This is a genomic window from Acinetobacter sp. CS-2 (assembly GCF_016599715.1).
Classification (GTDB): Bacteria; Pseudomonadota; Gammaproteobacteria; order Pseudomonadales; family Moraxellaceae; genus Acinetobacter.
This window is the reverse complement of sequence record NZ_CP067019.1, coordinates 2,354,012-2,368,837: the sequence shown is the minus strand read 5'-3', so window position 1 is coordinate 2,368,837 and position 14,826 is coordinate 2,354,012. Positions and strand designations below refer to the sequence as shown.

Genomic DNA, 14,826 nt, shown 5'->3' with positions numbered 1-14,826 from the left:
GAGAAGCTGGATGGGCTTTAAACTTAAAAAGAAAAATACAGGTGAAGGCACCAGCCATAATGGCGGGAATGCTTTAGTCGCAAAGATTCAATCACAAACAGAGCAATTATCACGTGTATTTGGTGACAGTGAAAAGTCCAAACCATTAATTTTGGGGGCAGCATTTTCTCTGGTCGTAGCACTCTTCCTGTTATTGTACTTATTCTATAGTGTACCGCGTAATAATGAATTGACACGTAGTGTGGGTGATTTGCGTCTATTGTCACAAACCATTTCACGTCAGGCAACTGATGCAACTGCTTCAGGAACCAAAGAGTCGATTGATAAATTAATTAAATCGCAACTCTGTACACGACAAATTTCATAGGATCCTTGTCCTATCAGGCTTTTTCTTTCTTAAAATTGCTAGCACTTTCTTAAATTCTTCTTTTTTTCCAAAACCAATCAAACGTAGAATAGCCATTTGAACATAGTCCAAACCGTAGCGAAATAAACTTACTGAAAGTCGTCCATGCTTCTTTATTTTTATCGCTTTTTTCCGATCATGTTGCCATTCACCTGTTAAATAGCACCAACAGAAACCGATAGCTAGCACTGCTATCAATTTCTTGACTCGTCTAGGGTCTGTTAAACGAGTATTTTCAAGATTGAATCCACGTCCTTTGAGACAACTAAATAACGTTTCGATTTCCCAGCGTAATGCATAATCACGAATAGCAGAAGCATTAAACATAGGAGAAACAACAAGTAAAAGCTCTCCATCTTCTAATCGTAGCGCACTAATATACAGTTTCACTCGACCAACCCAAATACGTCGTTTACGACATTCAGTTTGACCAACTTGAAGATGACGAAATAAATCACTAATTTTATGATTCTTGGCTAAGTGATTGGTCACAATAAAGTTTTTTTAACACGTATACAGAAGTTAATGTCATTTTCAATTAACCATGTAAACCATTTCTCACCGATAAATTCTCTGTCTGCAAACACATTCACAATACGATCTTTACCAAAAATGGAGATAAAGCGTTGAATCAAAGCAATACGCTCTTTTGTATCTGAATTTCCACGTTTATTGAGCAATGTCCAAACAATAGGTATCGCTATTCCACGATAGACGATGGCTAACATCAAGATATTAATATCTCGTTTTCCCCATTTCCAATTAGTTCTATCCAAAGTTAATTGGACTTTATCGAATGAAAATATATTGAAAATTAACTGAGAAATTTGACGATAATCGAAATACTGATCTGCAAAGAAGCGTTGTATACGTCGATAAAATGATTGTGGTAAGCACTTGATGGGTAAGGCTTTAGATGCAGAAGAAAGATTACATGTCTGTTTTACAATTAATGCAAGCATAATCAGTGTAAAACATTTTGCATGTGACTTGTTCCACTTTAGATATTTGTTTAAGATGAGATGTAACTCATTGAAATGTGTCATCATATTCGTCGTCAGAAAACAAGTATTATGCCATTATTTCAATGAGTTATCTTTTTTTGTCGTGTACAAAGAAATCGCAAAAAGAATTTGCTGAAAACCTGGAAACGGTTAAAGATATTCATCCACATACAGCTGCATTGGTTGAGGTGGAAAAGCAGTGGAAATCGCTATCAGAAGGGATTGATTTAATTTCGTCTCAACAGAAAATGATTAACAAGCTGTACGATACCAATATTGCAATTGGTGAGTCGATTCCGGGAATTCAGGCAGAATATAACCTGATGGTTGACCAAATGGCGCGTCAAAACATGCCGTCTAACCAGGTGGTTATTGCCAAAAACCAGGTATTCATTGCGGAACGTATTTTGCGTTCGATCAGTTCGGTACTCACAGGTAACGATAACTCGCGTGAATCTGCGGATGACTTCAGTGCCGATACTGAAACTTTCGGTTCTTACCTCAATGCCCAGCTCAATGGTAGTGCAGAACTGGGTGTAGAACGTATTGATGATCCGGCATTGCGTGAATCACTGACAGGCATTAAAAGCGAATATGATGATGTACTAAAATCAGCTTCTGCAACAATTCTTTCAAACTCGGCGCAAATTGTAAAAGTACGTCAAGCTTCTGCTGCAATTTTTGCCCAGTCGGATGAATTGTTAGCCAACCTGAATAAGCTATCTGGTGGTTCGAGCTTGGCTATTGCGCTTCCTGCCTTGCTTTTAATCCTGTGTCTGGTTGCTTTCCTGTTTTCTGTATTCAAGTTGCTTGCATTACGTGGCCAGTCAGATAAACAGCGCGTGGCAAACCTGCAAGAAGAATATGACCGTAACCAGAATGCGATTTTACGTTTACTGGATGAAATTGCCGACTTGGCGGATGGTGACTTGCGTTCATATGCAACGGTATCGGAAGATTTTACCGGAGCAATTGCCGACTCCATTAACTTCGCGATTGACCAGTTACGTGACCTGGTATCACGTATTACTGAAACGTCTCAAGAAGTTGCGCAATATACAGCGAATACCCAAGGCATTACCCACCAGCTTGCTGAAGCATCTGAACACCAGGCACAAGAGATTGCCGGTGCATCTGCCGCGATTAACGAAATGGCGATGTCTATTGACCAGGTATCTGCAAACGCGGAAGAATCTGCAGTGGTTGCGGAGCGTTCGGTACAAATTGCTGCCAATGGTGCAGAGGTTGTAAACCGTTCTATTGAAGGTATGGACACCATCCGTGAGCAGATCCAGGAAACATCTAAACGTATTAAACGTCTGGGTGAATCTTCTCAGGAAATTGGTAACATCGTTGCCCTGATTAACGATATTGCCGACCAAACCAACATTCTGGCATTGAACGCTGCAATTCAGGCATCTATGGCGGGTGAGGCTGGTCGTGGTTTCGCCGTGGTAGCCGATGAGGTACAGCGTCTTGCGGAACGTTCAGCCTCTGCAACCAAACAGATTGAAGGCTTGGTAAAAACCATTCAGACAGATACCAACGAAGCCGTAATTTCGATGGAGCAAACCACTTCCGAGGTTGTTCGTGGTGCAAGCTTAACCAAAGATGCCGGTGTGGCACTGGATGAAATTCAAAACGTATCGACCAACCTGGCGCGATTGATTGCCAACATTTCGGATGCTGCAAAACTTCAGTCTGCTTCTGCTGGTCACATTGCGACAACGATGAATGTCGTACAAGAAATTACCTCGCAAACCACAACAGCAACCTTCGATACAGCACGTTCGGTATCGGAACTGGCAAATATGGCCGAATCATTACGTGAATCTGTAACCGACTTTAAATTACCTGACTAAGTTAATTAAAAAGCGTTGCAGTGATATTCCCTGCTTTTGGGCAGGGGATATCTATAAGACACAGATCAAGCATCGACAAGATGAACTTAACTTCAAAGTTAGGTCTCGCGTGATGGTGACAATTAAGTTTGAGCAACCTTCTTGGTGGCAGATAAACGTAAGAAGCCTAAGCTATGAAAGAAATATTAAAAAATTTAGTTGAAACGACTACGCTTCCTGAAGATAGTTATCTTGATCAAGATGCAGAAATTCTAGAAATTTTTGTTGAAGAAATAGAAGAAATCTTCGTTGAATTAAGTACTTTATTTACAACTTGGTTGGAAAATCCGAATGACCAAGAAACTTTAACGACCATTCGCCGTCATTTTCATACCCTTAAAGGTTCTGGCCGTATGGTTGGAGCAAAATCTGCGGGTGAGTTGGCATGGGCGGTTGAAGATACTTTAAATCGGGTTATTTCCGGCACAGTACCTTTGGACAGCACAGTTCAACGATTTGCCCAAACTGTATTTAATATTTATCAATACAAGTTATACCCAATTTTTAAAACTGTTCAAAATGCTGATATCGACTTAAGACCTTTAGTATTATTGGGGCAGCAAATTCAGCAGCAGGTCAGTTTAGAACCTGCACTAGAAGAATTGCTTGAACTGTCTAGCACACTGACCAGTGTCAATAGTCTTACTGGTCTGGAATTGCAGGATCAATCATTTAGTGAAGCAGCGCCTGAAATGGCAATCGAAACTACTGCTACAGCAGCGTCAGTCGCAGCAGACGACAACAATGATATTGAAGAAACGGTCGCGATCTTTATTGAAGAAGCAGAAGAACATCTGCTCACGATTGACCAGTTCCTGAAAAATGAACAGGAACAATATCAGGATTATAATGGCCTGATCCGTGCCTTGCATACCTTGCGTGGCAGCTCTTCTATGGCACATATTGATCAGATTTTTGCAGCCAGTACCAAGGTTGAAAACTTATTTAAAACACTTTTACAAGAAGAAATTGTCTCTACCTCCAGCCAGACTGCGTTGCTAATTCAATATGCTGAATTTGTCCGTGATTATTTACATACTTTAAGACAGGGTCAGACTCAGAAACTTGATGCGATATATGCCACCTTTAATTCGGCATGGGACGACTATGGTTTCAGTTCTGCAGAAGTGGATGAGGACGTTAATCCGCAAGGTCTGGTGTCCAAACTGGTCGAATTGAATATTGATTTACTTCTGGATGCCGAATTCGAATTTGAAAAACGTGCCAAAGTAGAATATCCGGAATACATTCAGGCCTTAAGCCAGCAGGCACAGCAATTATTGGACAATACTGATAATCGTGCTGCGATGGGCATCTATCAATTTACCCATGAATTGAAGTCTGGCTATGAAGCTCTGGTATTAAAACCGGAACTGCTCAATATCGACTATGCATATGATCTGTTTGGGCAGGCACATCAAGAGTTCATTCATCTGTTTGATACACTGGCGGCAGGTCAGCGCGTTATTTTAACGGAAGATATCCAGAAAGTTCTGAATGATCTGGCAGCCTTTGTTCAGCAGGATCTTGAACAGTTCGAAGTTCAGGAACCGAATCCTGAAACTCAAGCTGAAGCCTCACCAGCTGCTGCTTCAGGTATTGTAGATCTGGCACAGATTTCACAAAAAATTGGTTCAGACCGCGAACACATGCATGCTGCTGATGCAAATCGTGATTTTGATGAAGATTTGTTGGATATCTTCCTGGAAGAAGCAGAAGAATTACTGGGCGGGATCGATCAAGACTTGAATACCTGGTCGAAAGATCCGTCCGATACTGCAGCACTGAATAATTTAATGCGTTATTTGCATACCCTTAAAGGGGGTGCCAATATGATTCAGGCGACTCATATTGGCTTAATTGCGCATGAATTGGAAAGCATTTATGAACGCGTGATCCGTCATCAAATTGAGGTCAATCCACAACTCATCAGTATTATTCGCTTAGTACAAGATGATGTATCAGACCGTATTCAAGTCATTCGCGATGAGCAGATTGATTATTCTGGTGCTGAATCGATTGAAATTTTGCGTAATATTCAGGCGATCGCTCAAGGTAGTGTGGCTGTAAGCACCGCAGTTGCGGAAGTCGAAGTTCAGGCTGAACCTGAAGTTGCAGCTGAAATTGAAGAACTTGAAACTGCAACGACATTAGAAACAGAAATTGAACCTGAGATTCAGCTTGAAACTGAAGTGGAAGCTAAAGTCGAAGCTGAAGCAGCTGCTGAAGTTGCCTTGGCAACTCCAGACCATGTTGAAGAGCCAGATGACAGTATCCGTTTAATTGCAGAAGAAACCTTCTGGGAAGAAGCAGAAGAAATTCTGGAGTCTACAGATAGCCTGTTGAAACAGTGGTTTGAGCAGCGTAGTGACCGTAGCTTGCTGCTTCAATTACAGCGTGCAGCCCACAGTTTGAAAGGTGGCGCACGTATGGTGGAAAATGAACCGGTAGGGGCAATTGCTTACCAGCTGGAAACCACCTTCGAACGCTTTGCGGTGCATCAGTTCAACTCCAATGTTTATGACCTGTTATTGCAAACGACTTTGGCATGGTTAAAGCAGGCCATTTTCGAGCATGATTACAGTAATTTTGACAGCGTCAAATTAAGTTTAGAGTCGATTGAATTTGTTGATGTCATTGCGCAGTTACCTAAGCGCGTGGCCGAATCCGATACGCTGTCTACGGCTAAAGTCTTTGAATTTGTTCAGGGTGATGGTACCGAACCTCCAGCAATGATGGGTGAGTGGGATACAAGTAATCAACAGGACAACAGCAATGAAATGATCCGTATTTCTGCCGATCTGGTCGAGAAAATGATCGACTTGTCTGGTGAAAATGCGATTAACCGTTCACGTATTGAAATGGACTTGGGACAGTTTAGTAATACCCTGAACGAAATGGAACTGGCAATCAAGCGTCTGGCTGACCAGTTACGTCGAATGGAAGGTGAGCTCGAGTCTCAAATTATTGCCAAACATGGTGATAATTCACGTTATGCCGATTTTGATCCCCTGGAGATGGACCAATATTCATCATTAAACCAGTTGTCAAAATCGCTGGCGGAATCTGCATCTGACTTGGTCGATTTCAAGACGACCCTGTCAGAAAAGATTCGTGATACGGAAGGTTTACTGTTACAACAATCCCGTATTCAAGCCGAGATTCAAGAAAGCCTGATGCGTACCCGTCTGGTACCATTTGATCGTTTATTGCCACGGTTACAACGGATTGTGCATCAAACCTCATCGACCCTGAACCGTCCGGCCGAGCTGGTGGTGCAAAACACCGAAGGTGAATTGGACCGTAACATTCTAGAGCGTCTGGTTACACCGTTCGAGCACATGCTGCGTAATGCGATTGACCATGGTCTGGAAGACACTCACGTACGACATGAGTTACAAAAGCCTGAAGTCGGGAAAATTGTTCTCAATATTAGCCGTCAAGGTACAGATGTACTGGTGTCATTCAGTGATGACGGTAAAGGGATTGATGAAACAAAAATTAAAGAAAAAGCACTCAGCTTGGGTTTAATTAAAGCCGATCAATCCATGGATAAGCAGGAAATCCTGCAATTAATTTTCCATCCTGGATTTACTACTGCCAAAGAAGTGACCCAAATTTCCGGACGCGGTGTAGGTCTGGACGTGGTGCAAAGCGAAATTAAGGCGCTGGGCGGGCATATTTCCATCGATTCTGAATTGGGTAAAGGGACCACCTTTACCATTCGCGTACCAACTACGGTGGCGGTGAGTGACGCCTTGATGGTTAAATCAGGCGACCAGCAGTTTGCGATTTCACTGGCACAAATTGACCGTATTGTACGTATTGCACCATCAGCACTGGAAAAATATTTCAACAGTAAAGACGACTTCTTTAAAATTGATAACACCAGTTACAAACTGCGTTATTTATCCGAATTTGTGTCCAATCAGCCTTTACCACGTTTAAGTAATGTTGCCCATTCTTTACCTGTATTGCTGATTAAAGGCAATAGTGGTCAAACTATTGCACTACTTGTGGATCAGCTGATTGGTTCGCGTGCACAAATTGTGGTGAAACCGATCGGTCAGCAATTCTCAAGTGTTGGCGCTGTTGCCGGAGCGACTATTCTAGGTGATGGTCAAGTCTGTCTGATTCTGGATGGTCAGAATATTGCCCGACAAATTCAGAACACCCAACGTCTTAAACATGTGTCTGATCAACGTGAGCATTCGCGTTACAGTAATACACGCCGCCTGATCATGATTGTGGATGACTCGGTGACAGTACGTAAGGTGACCTCACGTTTACTTGAACGTCAAGGCTTTGATGTGGTGACGGCCAAAGATGGTATTGATGCCATGGAGCAGCTGGAAAATGTCAAACCAGACTTGATGTTGCTGGATATTGAAATGCCGCGCATGGACGGTTTTGAAGTCACGAATCTGGTTCGTCACCATGACGTGCATCAAAACTTGCCTATTATCATGATTACGTCAAGAACAGGCGAGAAGCACCGTGAACGTGCATTCAGTCTTGGGGTAACGCACTATATGGGTAAACCGTTCCAGGAAGCGGAATTGCTGGAAAATGTGGAAAGTTTGTTAGAAATCAGTCAGGGATAACTCAATGAGCCAAAATAGTGTTTCAAACTCTGCTGTTGACCGAATTTCACAACAGGAGTTACACCACCTTATTACGGTATCTACCGGATTTATCGATACCTATATTATCGATTGTTATGGTAAGGAAGCGATGATTCTTCCGCAAAACATTGTCTTGTCTGCGCTGGATAGCGCTACACAGGTGCCTTTTGTGGAATGGCATGAATTGAAGCTGCCAGTGTATGCTGTGAATGATCCGGAGCGCAAAACGGGTGTAGCATTGGTCATTGAAGGCGATGATGTCAGTCAGCGTTTTGCCCTGATGTGTAATGAGATGCCAAAAACGATTCGTCTGCGTATTTCTGAAGTGGTAGATGAAGAACGCACGGCAACAGACCCTGATGTATTCCAGTATGTACGGATGGGAGATCAGGTGTTTTATGTGCCTAATCTCGAACACATTCAGTCTTCTTTAGGATTGTAATGTTGAAGCATTTATAAAAGGTGGGTAATAAAAAAGGAACTGTTCAGTTCCTTTTTTATTTTATGTGGTTACTGTTTTAGCGAGCTAATAAGCCTTCTAGAATTTGTTCGTAAATTTCAGCAAGCGGTTCCAGGTCAGCAACATTTACATGTTCGTCAATTTGATGGATGCTGGCATTTAATACACCGAGTTCCAGCACCTGTGCACCTGTAGGGGCAATAAAACGACCGTCGGAAGTACCGCCACTGGTAGAAAGTTCAGTTTCAATACCGGTGACATTACGAATGGCATTTTTAGCAGCATTGACCAATTCGCCTACTGGGGTAAGGAATGGCAAGCCAGATAATGTCCATTCAATATCATAATCAAGATTATGACGGTCTAGAATTTCTAAGGTACGTTCTTTTAAATGTTCAGCAGTCACTTCAGTTGAATAACGGAAGTTAAATAAAAGATTCATACTGCCCGGAACCACGTTAGTTGTACCGGTACCTGCATTGATATTGGAAATTTGGAAAGATGTTGCAGGAAAATATTCATTGCCATTGTCCCACACCGTATCGCACAGTTCAGCCAGGGCTTTAGAGGCAGTATGAATCGGGTTGATGGCAAGGTGAGGATAAGCCACATGTCCCTGTTTACCTTTCACGGTTAATTTAGCATTCAATGAACCACGACGACCATTTTTGACCACGTCACCCAACTGTTTGGTACTGGATGGTTCACCAACCAAACACCAGGTCATTTTTTCATTACGGGCTTCTAAAGCTTCCACAACTTTCACGGTACCGTTAATGGATGGACCTTCTTCATCGGAAGTAATGAGAAATGCGATAGAACCTTTATGGTCTGGGTGTTTTGCCACAAAACGCTCTGAAGCCACTACCATCGCTGCCAGTGCTGTTTTCATGTCGGCACTGCCACGTCCATACAGTTTACCATCGCGAATTTCCGGTACAAAAGGGTCCGAATTCCAGGCATCTAAACTCCCGGTAGGTACCACATCGGTATGGCCTGCAAAACATAAAACAGGTGCTTCAGTACCTTTACGTGCCCACAGATTGTCCACGTCTTCAAAACGCATCGGTTCAATATTGAAGCCGATTTTTTCCAGACGTTCCGCCATGATATTTTGGCAGTTATGATCGATTGGTGTTACAGAAGGCTGACGTAGCAGTTGCAGGCTTAAATCAAGGGTAGCGGAAGAGGTCATGCGATTTTCATAAGTCGATAAATTTGTCTGCACTATAATAGGCGAATATGTCCTTGAATGTGAATGACTGCCCTAAAATTGGCATAAAAAAACCCTATCTTGGATAGGGTTCTGTGTGCTGAAGACAAACTAGTTTTTGCGGATTTCCTCAGAAGTTTTTTCTGCAGTATCGGTTACAGCCTCTCCAGCTTTAGATACATCTTTACCCATACCTTTAAACGTATTACAGCCAGTTAAAGCAAATGCAATAATGAGGGAAGCAGCAAGAATTTTTTTCATCATCATCTCCAAGTCATTCATTATTTTGATGTGAATTCAGGTTAATTAATACACAGTCTAAACAATAGGGTTTTTTGATGGTAGAAAAGTAAGCATTTGTTCTCTGTACACGACAAAAATAGATAACTCATTGAAATAATGTCACAATAATTGTTTTCTAACGACGAATACTATGACACATCTCAATGAGTTATATCTTATCTTAAACAAATCTCTAAAATGGAACAAGTCACATTTAAAGTGCTTTGCGCTCATCATGCTTGTGATCATTTTAAAGCAAACATGTAATCTTTCTTCTGCATCTAAAGCCTTGCCCATCAAGTGCTTACCACAATCATTTTATCGACGTATGCAGCGCTTCTTTGCAGGTCAGTATTTTGATTATCGTCAAATTTCTCAGTTGATTTTCAATATGTTTTCATTCGACAAAGTGCAACTGACTTTAGATAGAACCAATTGGAAATGGGGAAAACGAAATATTAATATCCTGATGCTTGCGATCGTTTATCGTGGAATAGCGATACCTATCGTTTGGACATTGCTTAATAAACGTGGAAATTCAGATACGAAAGAGCGGATTGCTTTGATTCAACGCTTTATATCCATTTTTGGTAAAGACCGTATTGTGAATGTGTTCGCAGACAGAGAGTTTATCGGTGAGCAGTGGTTTACATGGTTAATTGAACAAGACATCAACTTCTGCATTCGTGTTAAAAAAACTTCATTGTCACCAATCATTTAGGGAAGAATCATAAAATTAGTGATTTATTTCGCCATCTTCAACTTGGTCAAATTGAATGTCGTAAACGACGGATTTTGGTTGGTCGGGTGAAACTATATATGAGTGCACTACAGTTAGAAAATGGAGAGCTTTTACTCGTCGTTTCTCCTCAGTTTAATGCCAATGCTATTCAGGATTATGCATTACGCTGGGAAATTGAAACCTTATTCAGTTGTCTCAAAGGACGAGGATTCAATCTTGAAAATACGCGCTTGACAGACCCTAGACGAGTGAAAAAATTGATTGCGGTCTTAGCTATAAGCTTCTGTTGGTGCTACTTAACGGGTGAATGGCAACATGATCAAAAAAAAGCGATAAAAATAAAGAAGCATGGACGACTCTCAATGAGTTTATTTCGCTATGGTTTAGACTATGTTCAAATGGCGATTCAGCGTTTAATTGGTTTTGGGAAAAAAGAAGAGTTTAAGGAAATTCTGGCAATTTTAAGAAAGAAAAAGCCTGATAGGATAAGAGTTCTGTGAAATTTGTCGTGTACAGAGGCATTTGTTATAAAAATAGACAATTCTCATAAAATTGGCGATGTATTGCTTGAGAGAGTAAAGGTGGATTGCGGTACATATAGAAATTATTTTGATCTTTTTGCAGATATAAGCCGTTACTCCACCACTGTGCGGTATCGCTACTGATATGCTGCTCTGGACAGATCCATTCGAGTCGCTGTAAGCGGTAAAATTGAGCATTTTGCGGAGGAATATCGCTTCCCCAACAGCCTAAACGTCGCTGTCGATTGACCCAGTTGGGAAGGCTGTTTGTTGTGCTTCCAATAGGTAGATAAAGTTGCCCTTTGAGTACTGCGAAACGCTGCTCAATGTTGTGTTCCAGTGCATCCTCAAACTGAAACTGCTTTTGGCTAAAGTGATTTAATTTTCGCAATAAAGTATCGCTGCGGTTTAAGCCATACCAGTAGGGCAAAGAACAATCCCGTTCTGCCAGATAATATTTTAAAGCCACTTCCCAGTGTTCAATGGCTTGGGTTTCGGTATTCAATAACAGAAAATCGAGTTCACCCAGAGTTCTGGGTCCTGCAATTTTCTGAATGCTATGACCGATTAACTGATACGGATGATAGTCTTGGTCGAGCAACCAGAACCAGACCAGCATTTCAAAACGCAGACCCAAACGTGTACTTTTCAGCTGCTGTAAAAAGCTTTCTAATTCTTGTGGATGCTGATCTAAATAAAGCAATCTGGAGTGATAATTCTGAAAATGGCTACGCCATACGGCATCATCATGAAATTGAAAAGCATGCTTGAGTACCATTTCGGACGGGATGTGGGATAAAATATTTGGACTGCATACACAAAAGGCCAGTTGCCGAACCAGTAAATTTTTAAATTGCAGCCAGGGTTCTTCAATATGAGAGACTTGATTTAAAGCAAACATAGCAACCCCGGGCGATAAATTAAAAAGTGCAGAATGACAACGGATAATATGCAAAAACACTTTATACTACCGCAATTAGTTGTATAGGGTAGTGCTATGAAAATGTTGTTTTGGCGAAGTTTAGTGATGATTTTTGTCATCCTGGGCTTTATCGGGGCACTTTTACCGGGTATGCCAACAACAGTATTTCTGATTTTAGCTGCCTGGTCGGCTTCGAAAGGCTGGCCGCAAATGGATGCCTGGTTGCTGAATCATCCTAAATATGGGGCGACCTTAAGGGCATGGCGTGAAAATGGCACCGTACCACGCAAGGCAAAATGGTTCGCCACTATCATGATGATGATCAGTGGAATCATCATGTTATTTACCAATGCACCGCTTTTGGTGAAAATCTTCACTGACCTGACCATGCTGACAGTGGCCATCTGGTTATGGCTACGTCCTGAACCTTCAGCAGAACCAATCAAAGATGGTGAGTGATTTTGTTATGGCATATTCTTTAGAACAGGCGGATATATGGATTGACTTAGCTGAGCAAAGTTTGATCTTACCGAAACATGACAAGACTTATGTCATCTCTACAGGCAAAAACGGGATTGGCGAGCAGGAAAATTCCGGCAAGACTCCTCGGGGCTGGCATAAAGTGGCGCTTAAATTTGGTCATAATGCTCCGAAAAATGCGGTGTTTAAAGCACGGCAGCAAACTGGTGAAGTCTATGATGCAGCATTGGCTGCACAATATCCTGAACGTGACTGGATTTTATCGCGTATCCTTTGGTTAAGTGGTCTGGAAGAAAATTTTAATCAGGGTGAGGGCTGTGATACCTTTCAGCGTTATATCTATATTCATGGCACCCCCGATACAGAGCCTATGGGGATTCCGTTGTCACATGGCTGCATCCGGATGCGTAATAAGGATGTGATTGAATTATTCGAACTGATCACTGAGGATGCTTTGGTGTTTATTTCAGAACAGCGTTTGAATTTGAAGGATGGTACACAGGCAATCGCCGATTAATAATGTGATAAAGTATTAAAAGCTTAATACCCAGCTGAATATATAGCAGATAAAAAATGGCGGTATTCGCCAGCAGTTCAAAAAATATTGCAATATTTTGCTTAAAAATGACTCGGTGATTTTTGGGTTTTTACGGAAAATAGTAAATAAGTTATCGAAATTGTTTGTTTTTATAGCAAACAACCTATTTTTTAATCACTCAAACGTAAAAAACCAAAAACAGTCAGAAAAGCGTTTGACAGTCTGTCAGGATTCTCTATAATGCACCTCATCAAACGATGAAGACGTTTAAAGGGCGCTTAGCTCAGTTGGTAGAGCGTCTGCCTTACAAGCAGAATGTCGGCGGTTCGATCCCGTCAGCGCCCACCAAGCTCTTTAGCGTTAAGACACTTTAGTGCAGCGGTAGTTCAGTTGGTTAGAATACCGGCCTGTCACGCCGGGGGTCGCGGGTTCGAGTCCCGTCCGCTGCGCCATTTTTAAAATGTCTTAAATCCCTGAGTTTAAGATATCAATACCAAGACTACGCACTTCGCTTGTCTTGCGTCATAAAAAATAACGATGTTATTTTTACTCTTCAGGGCGCTTAGCTCAGTTGGTAGAGCGTCTGCCTTACAAGCAGAATGTCGGCGGTTCGATCCCGTCAGCGCCCACCAAGCTCTTTAGCGTTAAGACACTTTAGTGCAGCGGTAGTTCAGTTGGTTAGAATACCGGCCTGTCACGCCGGGGGTCGCGGGTTCGAGTCCCGTCCGCTGCGCCATTTACATGATAGACCTTTTGAGGGCGCTTAGCTCAGTTGGTAGAGCGTCTGCCTTACAAGCAGAATGTCGGCGGTTCGATCCCGTCAGCGCCCACCAAGCTCTTTAGCGTTAAGACACTTTAGTGCAGCGGTAGTTCAGTTGGTTAGAATACCGGCCTGTCACGCCGGGGGTCGCGGGTTCGAGTCCCGTCCGCTGCGCCATTTTTAAAATGTCTTAAATCCCTGAGTTTAAGATATCAATACCAAGACTACGCACTTCGCTTGTCTTGCGTCATAAAAAATAACGATGTTATTTTTACTCTTCAGGGCGCTTAGCTCAGTTGGTAGAGCGTCTGCCTTACAAGCAGAATGTCGGCGGTTCGATCCCGTCAGCGCCCACCAAGGGCGCTTAGCTCAGTTGGTAGAGCGTCTGCCTTACAAGCAGAATGTCGGCGGTTCGATCCCGTCAGCGCCCACCATATATTCTCCTTGATCAAATTCTATTTTTCTCCTAAAATCCTTAGTTAATAATAATTTTAACTATTGAAAAATCATGAGAAATCCATATCAACGCAAGGCTGCGTCTAAGACCCAAAATAATACTTATAATGCCCAAGAAATCTATAAAAAATTTGTTGAAATGATTGTAGGCCAAGGTTACGTCCATGCCCTGTATGATGATGGTTGGGCATTATGTGCAACGCCTACCGGTCAGCGTGCATTTGCTATTTGGCAAAGCAAAGGGCTGGCAAAATTGCTGGTGAAAGACAATTGGGCAAATTATCATGTTGAGAATATTTCACTTAAAGATTTTGTTGAAAAAGTCATTCCTTTTTTACGTCAGGAAAGTACCTGTGTATCGATGGATTTGACACCAGAAGGGCAAAATGTGCTGGTGGCACCAGAAAAATTATTATTGGATATCAAAAATTATCTGTATCAGATTTACCTGCAAAAACCTGAATTGTTTAAAGATGAAAAACTGCCTTTACCCCGTAGCATTCGTTTGAACTGATT

Annotated in this window: 10 protein-coding genes, 8 tRNA genes and 2 pseudogenes; 16 read left to right on the top strand and 4 right to left on the bottom strand. The window is 42.0% G+C overall.

Annotated elements, in window-relative coordinates; all coding sequences use genetic code 11:
- Nucleotides 1-10 precede the first annotated feature (10 nt).
- A pseudogene (locus JFY49_RS11665) lies at nucleotides 11-343 on the top strand (chemotaxis protein); the annotation flags it as partial.
- Nucleotides 344-361: 18 nt separating this feature from the next.
- Here JFY49_RS11665 and JFY49_RS11660 read toward each other — a convergent pair.
- Nucleotides 362-1,452 (bottom strand): IS4-like element ISAba33 family transposase gene (locus JFY49_RS11660; RefSeq protein ID WP_107010211.1). Its coding sequence is split into 2 segments (ribosomal slippage): nucleotides 362-912 and nucleotides 912-1,452, totalling 1,092 coding nucleotides; the frame shifts between segments, so codons are not numbered across the junction.
- Between the two features lie 176 nt (nucleotides 1,453-1,628).
- On the opposite strand from JFY49_RS11660, the pseudogene JFY49_RS11655 reads away from it, so the two are divergent.
- From JFY49_RS11655 to JFY49_RS11645, 3 genes and pseudogenes are all read left to right on the top strand, one after another.
- A pseudogene (locus JFY49_RS11655) lies at nucleotides 1,629-3,272 on the top strand (methyl-accepting chemotaxis protein); the annotation flags it as partial.
- 173 nt (nucleotides 3,273-3,445) lie between these two features.
- Nucleotides 3,446-7,915 (top strand): Hpt domain-containing protein, encoded by a 4,470-nt coding sequence (locus tag JFY49_RS11650; RefSeq protein WP_200223039.1) that lies wholly within the window; start codon nucleotides 3,446-3,448, stop codon nucleotides 7,913-7,915.
- Nucleotides 7,916-7,919: 4 nt separating this feature from the next.
- Nucleotides 7,920-8,378 carry a hypothetical protein gene (locus tag JFY49_RS11645; RefSeq protein WP_086195982.1) on the top strand — a complete coding sequence of 153 codons (459 nt, stop codon included), beginning with the start codon at nucleotides 7,920-7,922 and terminating at the stop codon, nucleotides 8,376-8,378.
- A 76-nt stretch (nucleotides 8,379-8,454) separates the two neighbouring features.
- Here the strand turns inward: JFY49_RS11645 and dapE are convergent, their stop codons facing one another.
- Nucleotides 8,455-9,591, bottom strand: a complete 1,137-nt coding sequence (gene dapE, locus JFY49_RS11640; RefSeq protein ID WP_180174809.1) for a succinyl-diaminopimelate desuccinylase — start codon at nucleotides 9,589-9,591, stop codon at nucleotides 8,455-8,457.
- Between the two features lie 129 nt (nucleotides 9,592-9,720).
- Nucleotides 9,721-9,870 (bottom strand): entericidin A/B family lipoprotein, encoded by a 150-nt coding sequence (locus tag JFY49_RS11635; protein WP_086195980.1) that lies wholly within the window; start codon nucleotides 9,868-9,870, stop codon nucleotides 9,721-9,723.
- 172 nt (nucleotides 9,871-10,042) lie between these two features.
- Between JFY49_RS11635 and JFY49_RS11630 the strand changes: the two genes are divergently transcribed.
- Nucleotides 10,043-11,133, top strand: a protein-coding gene (locus tag JFY49_RS11630) for an IS4 family transposase (RefSeq protein WP_200223036.1) whose coding sequence is annotated in 2 segments (ribosomal slippage) — nucleotides 10,043-10,583 and nucleotides 10,583-11,133 — 1,092 coding nt in all. Because the reading frame shifts where the segments join, the coding sequence is not laid out codon by codon here.
- A gap of 25 nt (nucleotides 11,134-11,158) precedes the next feature.
- On the opposite strand, the gene JFY49_RS11625 is transcribed toward JFY49_RS11630, so the two are convergent.
- Nucleotides 11,159-12,055 (bottom strand): DUF1853 family protein, encoded by an 897-nt coding sequence (locus JFY49_RS11625; RefSeq protein WP_086195979.1) that lies wholly within the window; start codon nucleotides 12,053-12,055, stop codon nucleotides 11,159-11,161.
- Between the two features lie 96 nt (nucleotides 12,056-12,151).
- Between JFY49_RS11625 and JFY49_RS11620 the strand changes: the two genes are divergently transcribed.
- The 11 genes from JFY49_RS11620 (at nucleotide 12,152) to JFY49_RS11570 (ending at nucleotide 14,824) form a co-directional block, all read left to right on the top strand.
- On the top strand, nucleotides 12,152-12,535 hold the full coding sequence (locus tag JFY49_RS11620; protein WP_086195978.1) for a YbaN family protein: 384 nt from the start codon (nucleotides 12,152-12,154) through the stop codon (nucleotides 12,533-12,535).
- Nucleotides 12,536-12,542: 7 nt separating this feature from the next.
- Complete coding sequence (gene elsL / locus JFY49_RS11615; protein WP_086196101.1) at nucleotides 12,543-13,073, top strand: cell wall-recycling L,D-carboxypeptidase ElsL; 531 nt, start codon at nucleotides 12,543-12,545, stop codon at nucleotides 13,071-13,073.
- A gap of 293 nt (nucleotides 13,074-13,366) precedes the next feature.
- A tRNA-Val gene (locus JFY49_RS11610) sits at nucleotides 13,367-13,442 on the top strand.
- Between the two features lie 27 nt (nucleotides 13,443-13,469).
- Nucleotides 13,470-13,546: transfer RNA gene (locus JFY49_RS11605), tRNA-Asp, on the top strand.
- Between the two features lie 104 nt (nucleotides 13,547-13,650).
- Nucleotides 13,651-13,726: transfer RNA gene (locus tag JFY49_RS11600), tRNA-Val, on the top strand.
- A 27-nt stretch (nucleotides 13,727-13,753) separates the two neighbouring features.
- A tRNA-Asp gene (locus tag JFY49_RS11595) sits at nucleotides 13,754-13,830 on the top strand.
- A gap of 21 nt (nucleotides 13,831-13,851) precedes the next feature.
- Nucleotides 13,852-13,927, top strand: a tRNA-Val gene (locus JFY49_RS11590).
- Between the two features lie 27 nt (nucleotides 13,928-13,954).
- Nucleotides 13,955-14,031 (top strand) — tRNA-Asp (locus JFY49_RS11585).
- A 104-nt stretch (nucleotides 14,032-14,135) separates the two neighbouring features.
- A tRNA-Val gene (locus JFY49_RS11580) sits at nucleotides 14,136-14,211 on the top strand.
- Between the two features lies 1 nt (nucleotide 14,212).
- Nucleotides 14,213-14,288: transfer RNA gene (locus JFY49_RS11575), tRNA-Val, on the top strand.
- A 74-nt stretch (nucleotides 14,289-14,362) separates the two neighbouring features.
- The gene (locus JFY49_RS11570) at nucleotides 14,363-14,824 is read left to right on the top strand and encodes a DUF2750 domain-containing protein (RefSeq protein WP_086195977.1); all 462 of its coding nucleotides are present in this window, start codon (nucleotides 14,363-14,365) and stop codon (nucleotides 14,822-14,824) included.
- Nucleotides 14,825-14,826: the final 2 nt, after the last annotated feature.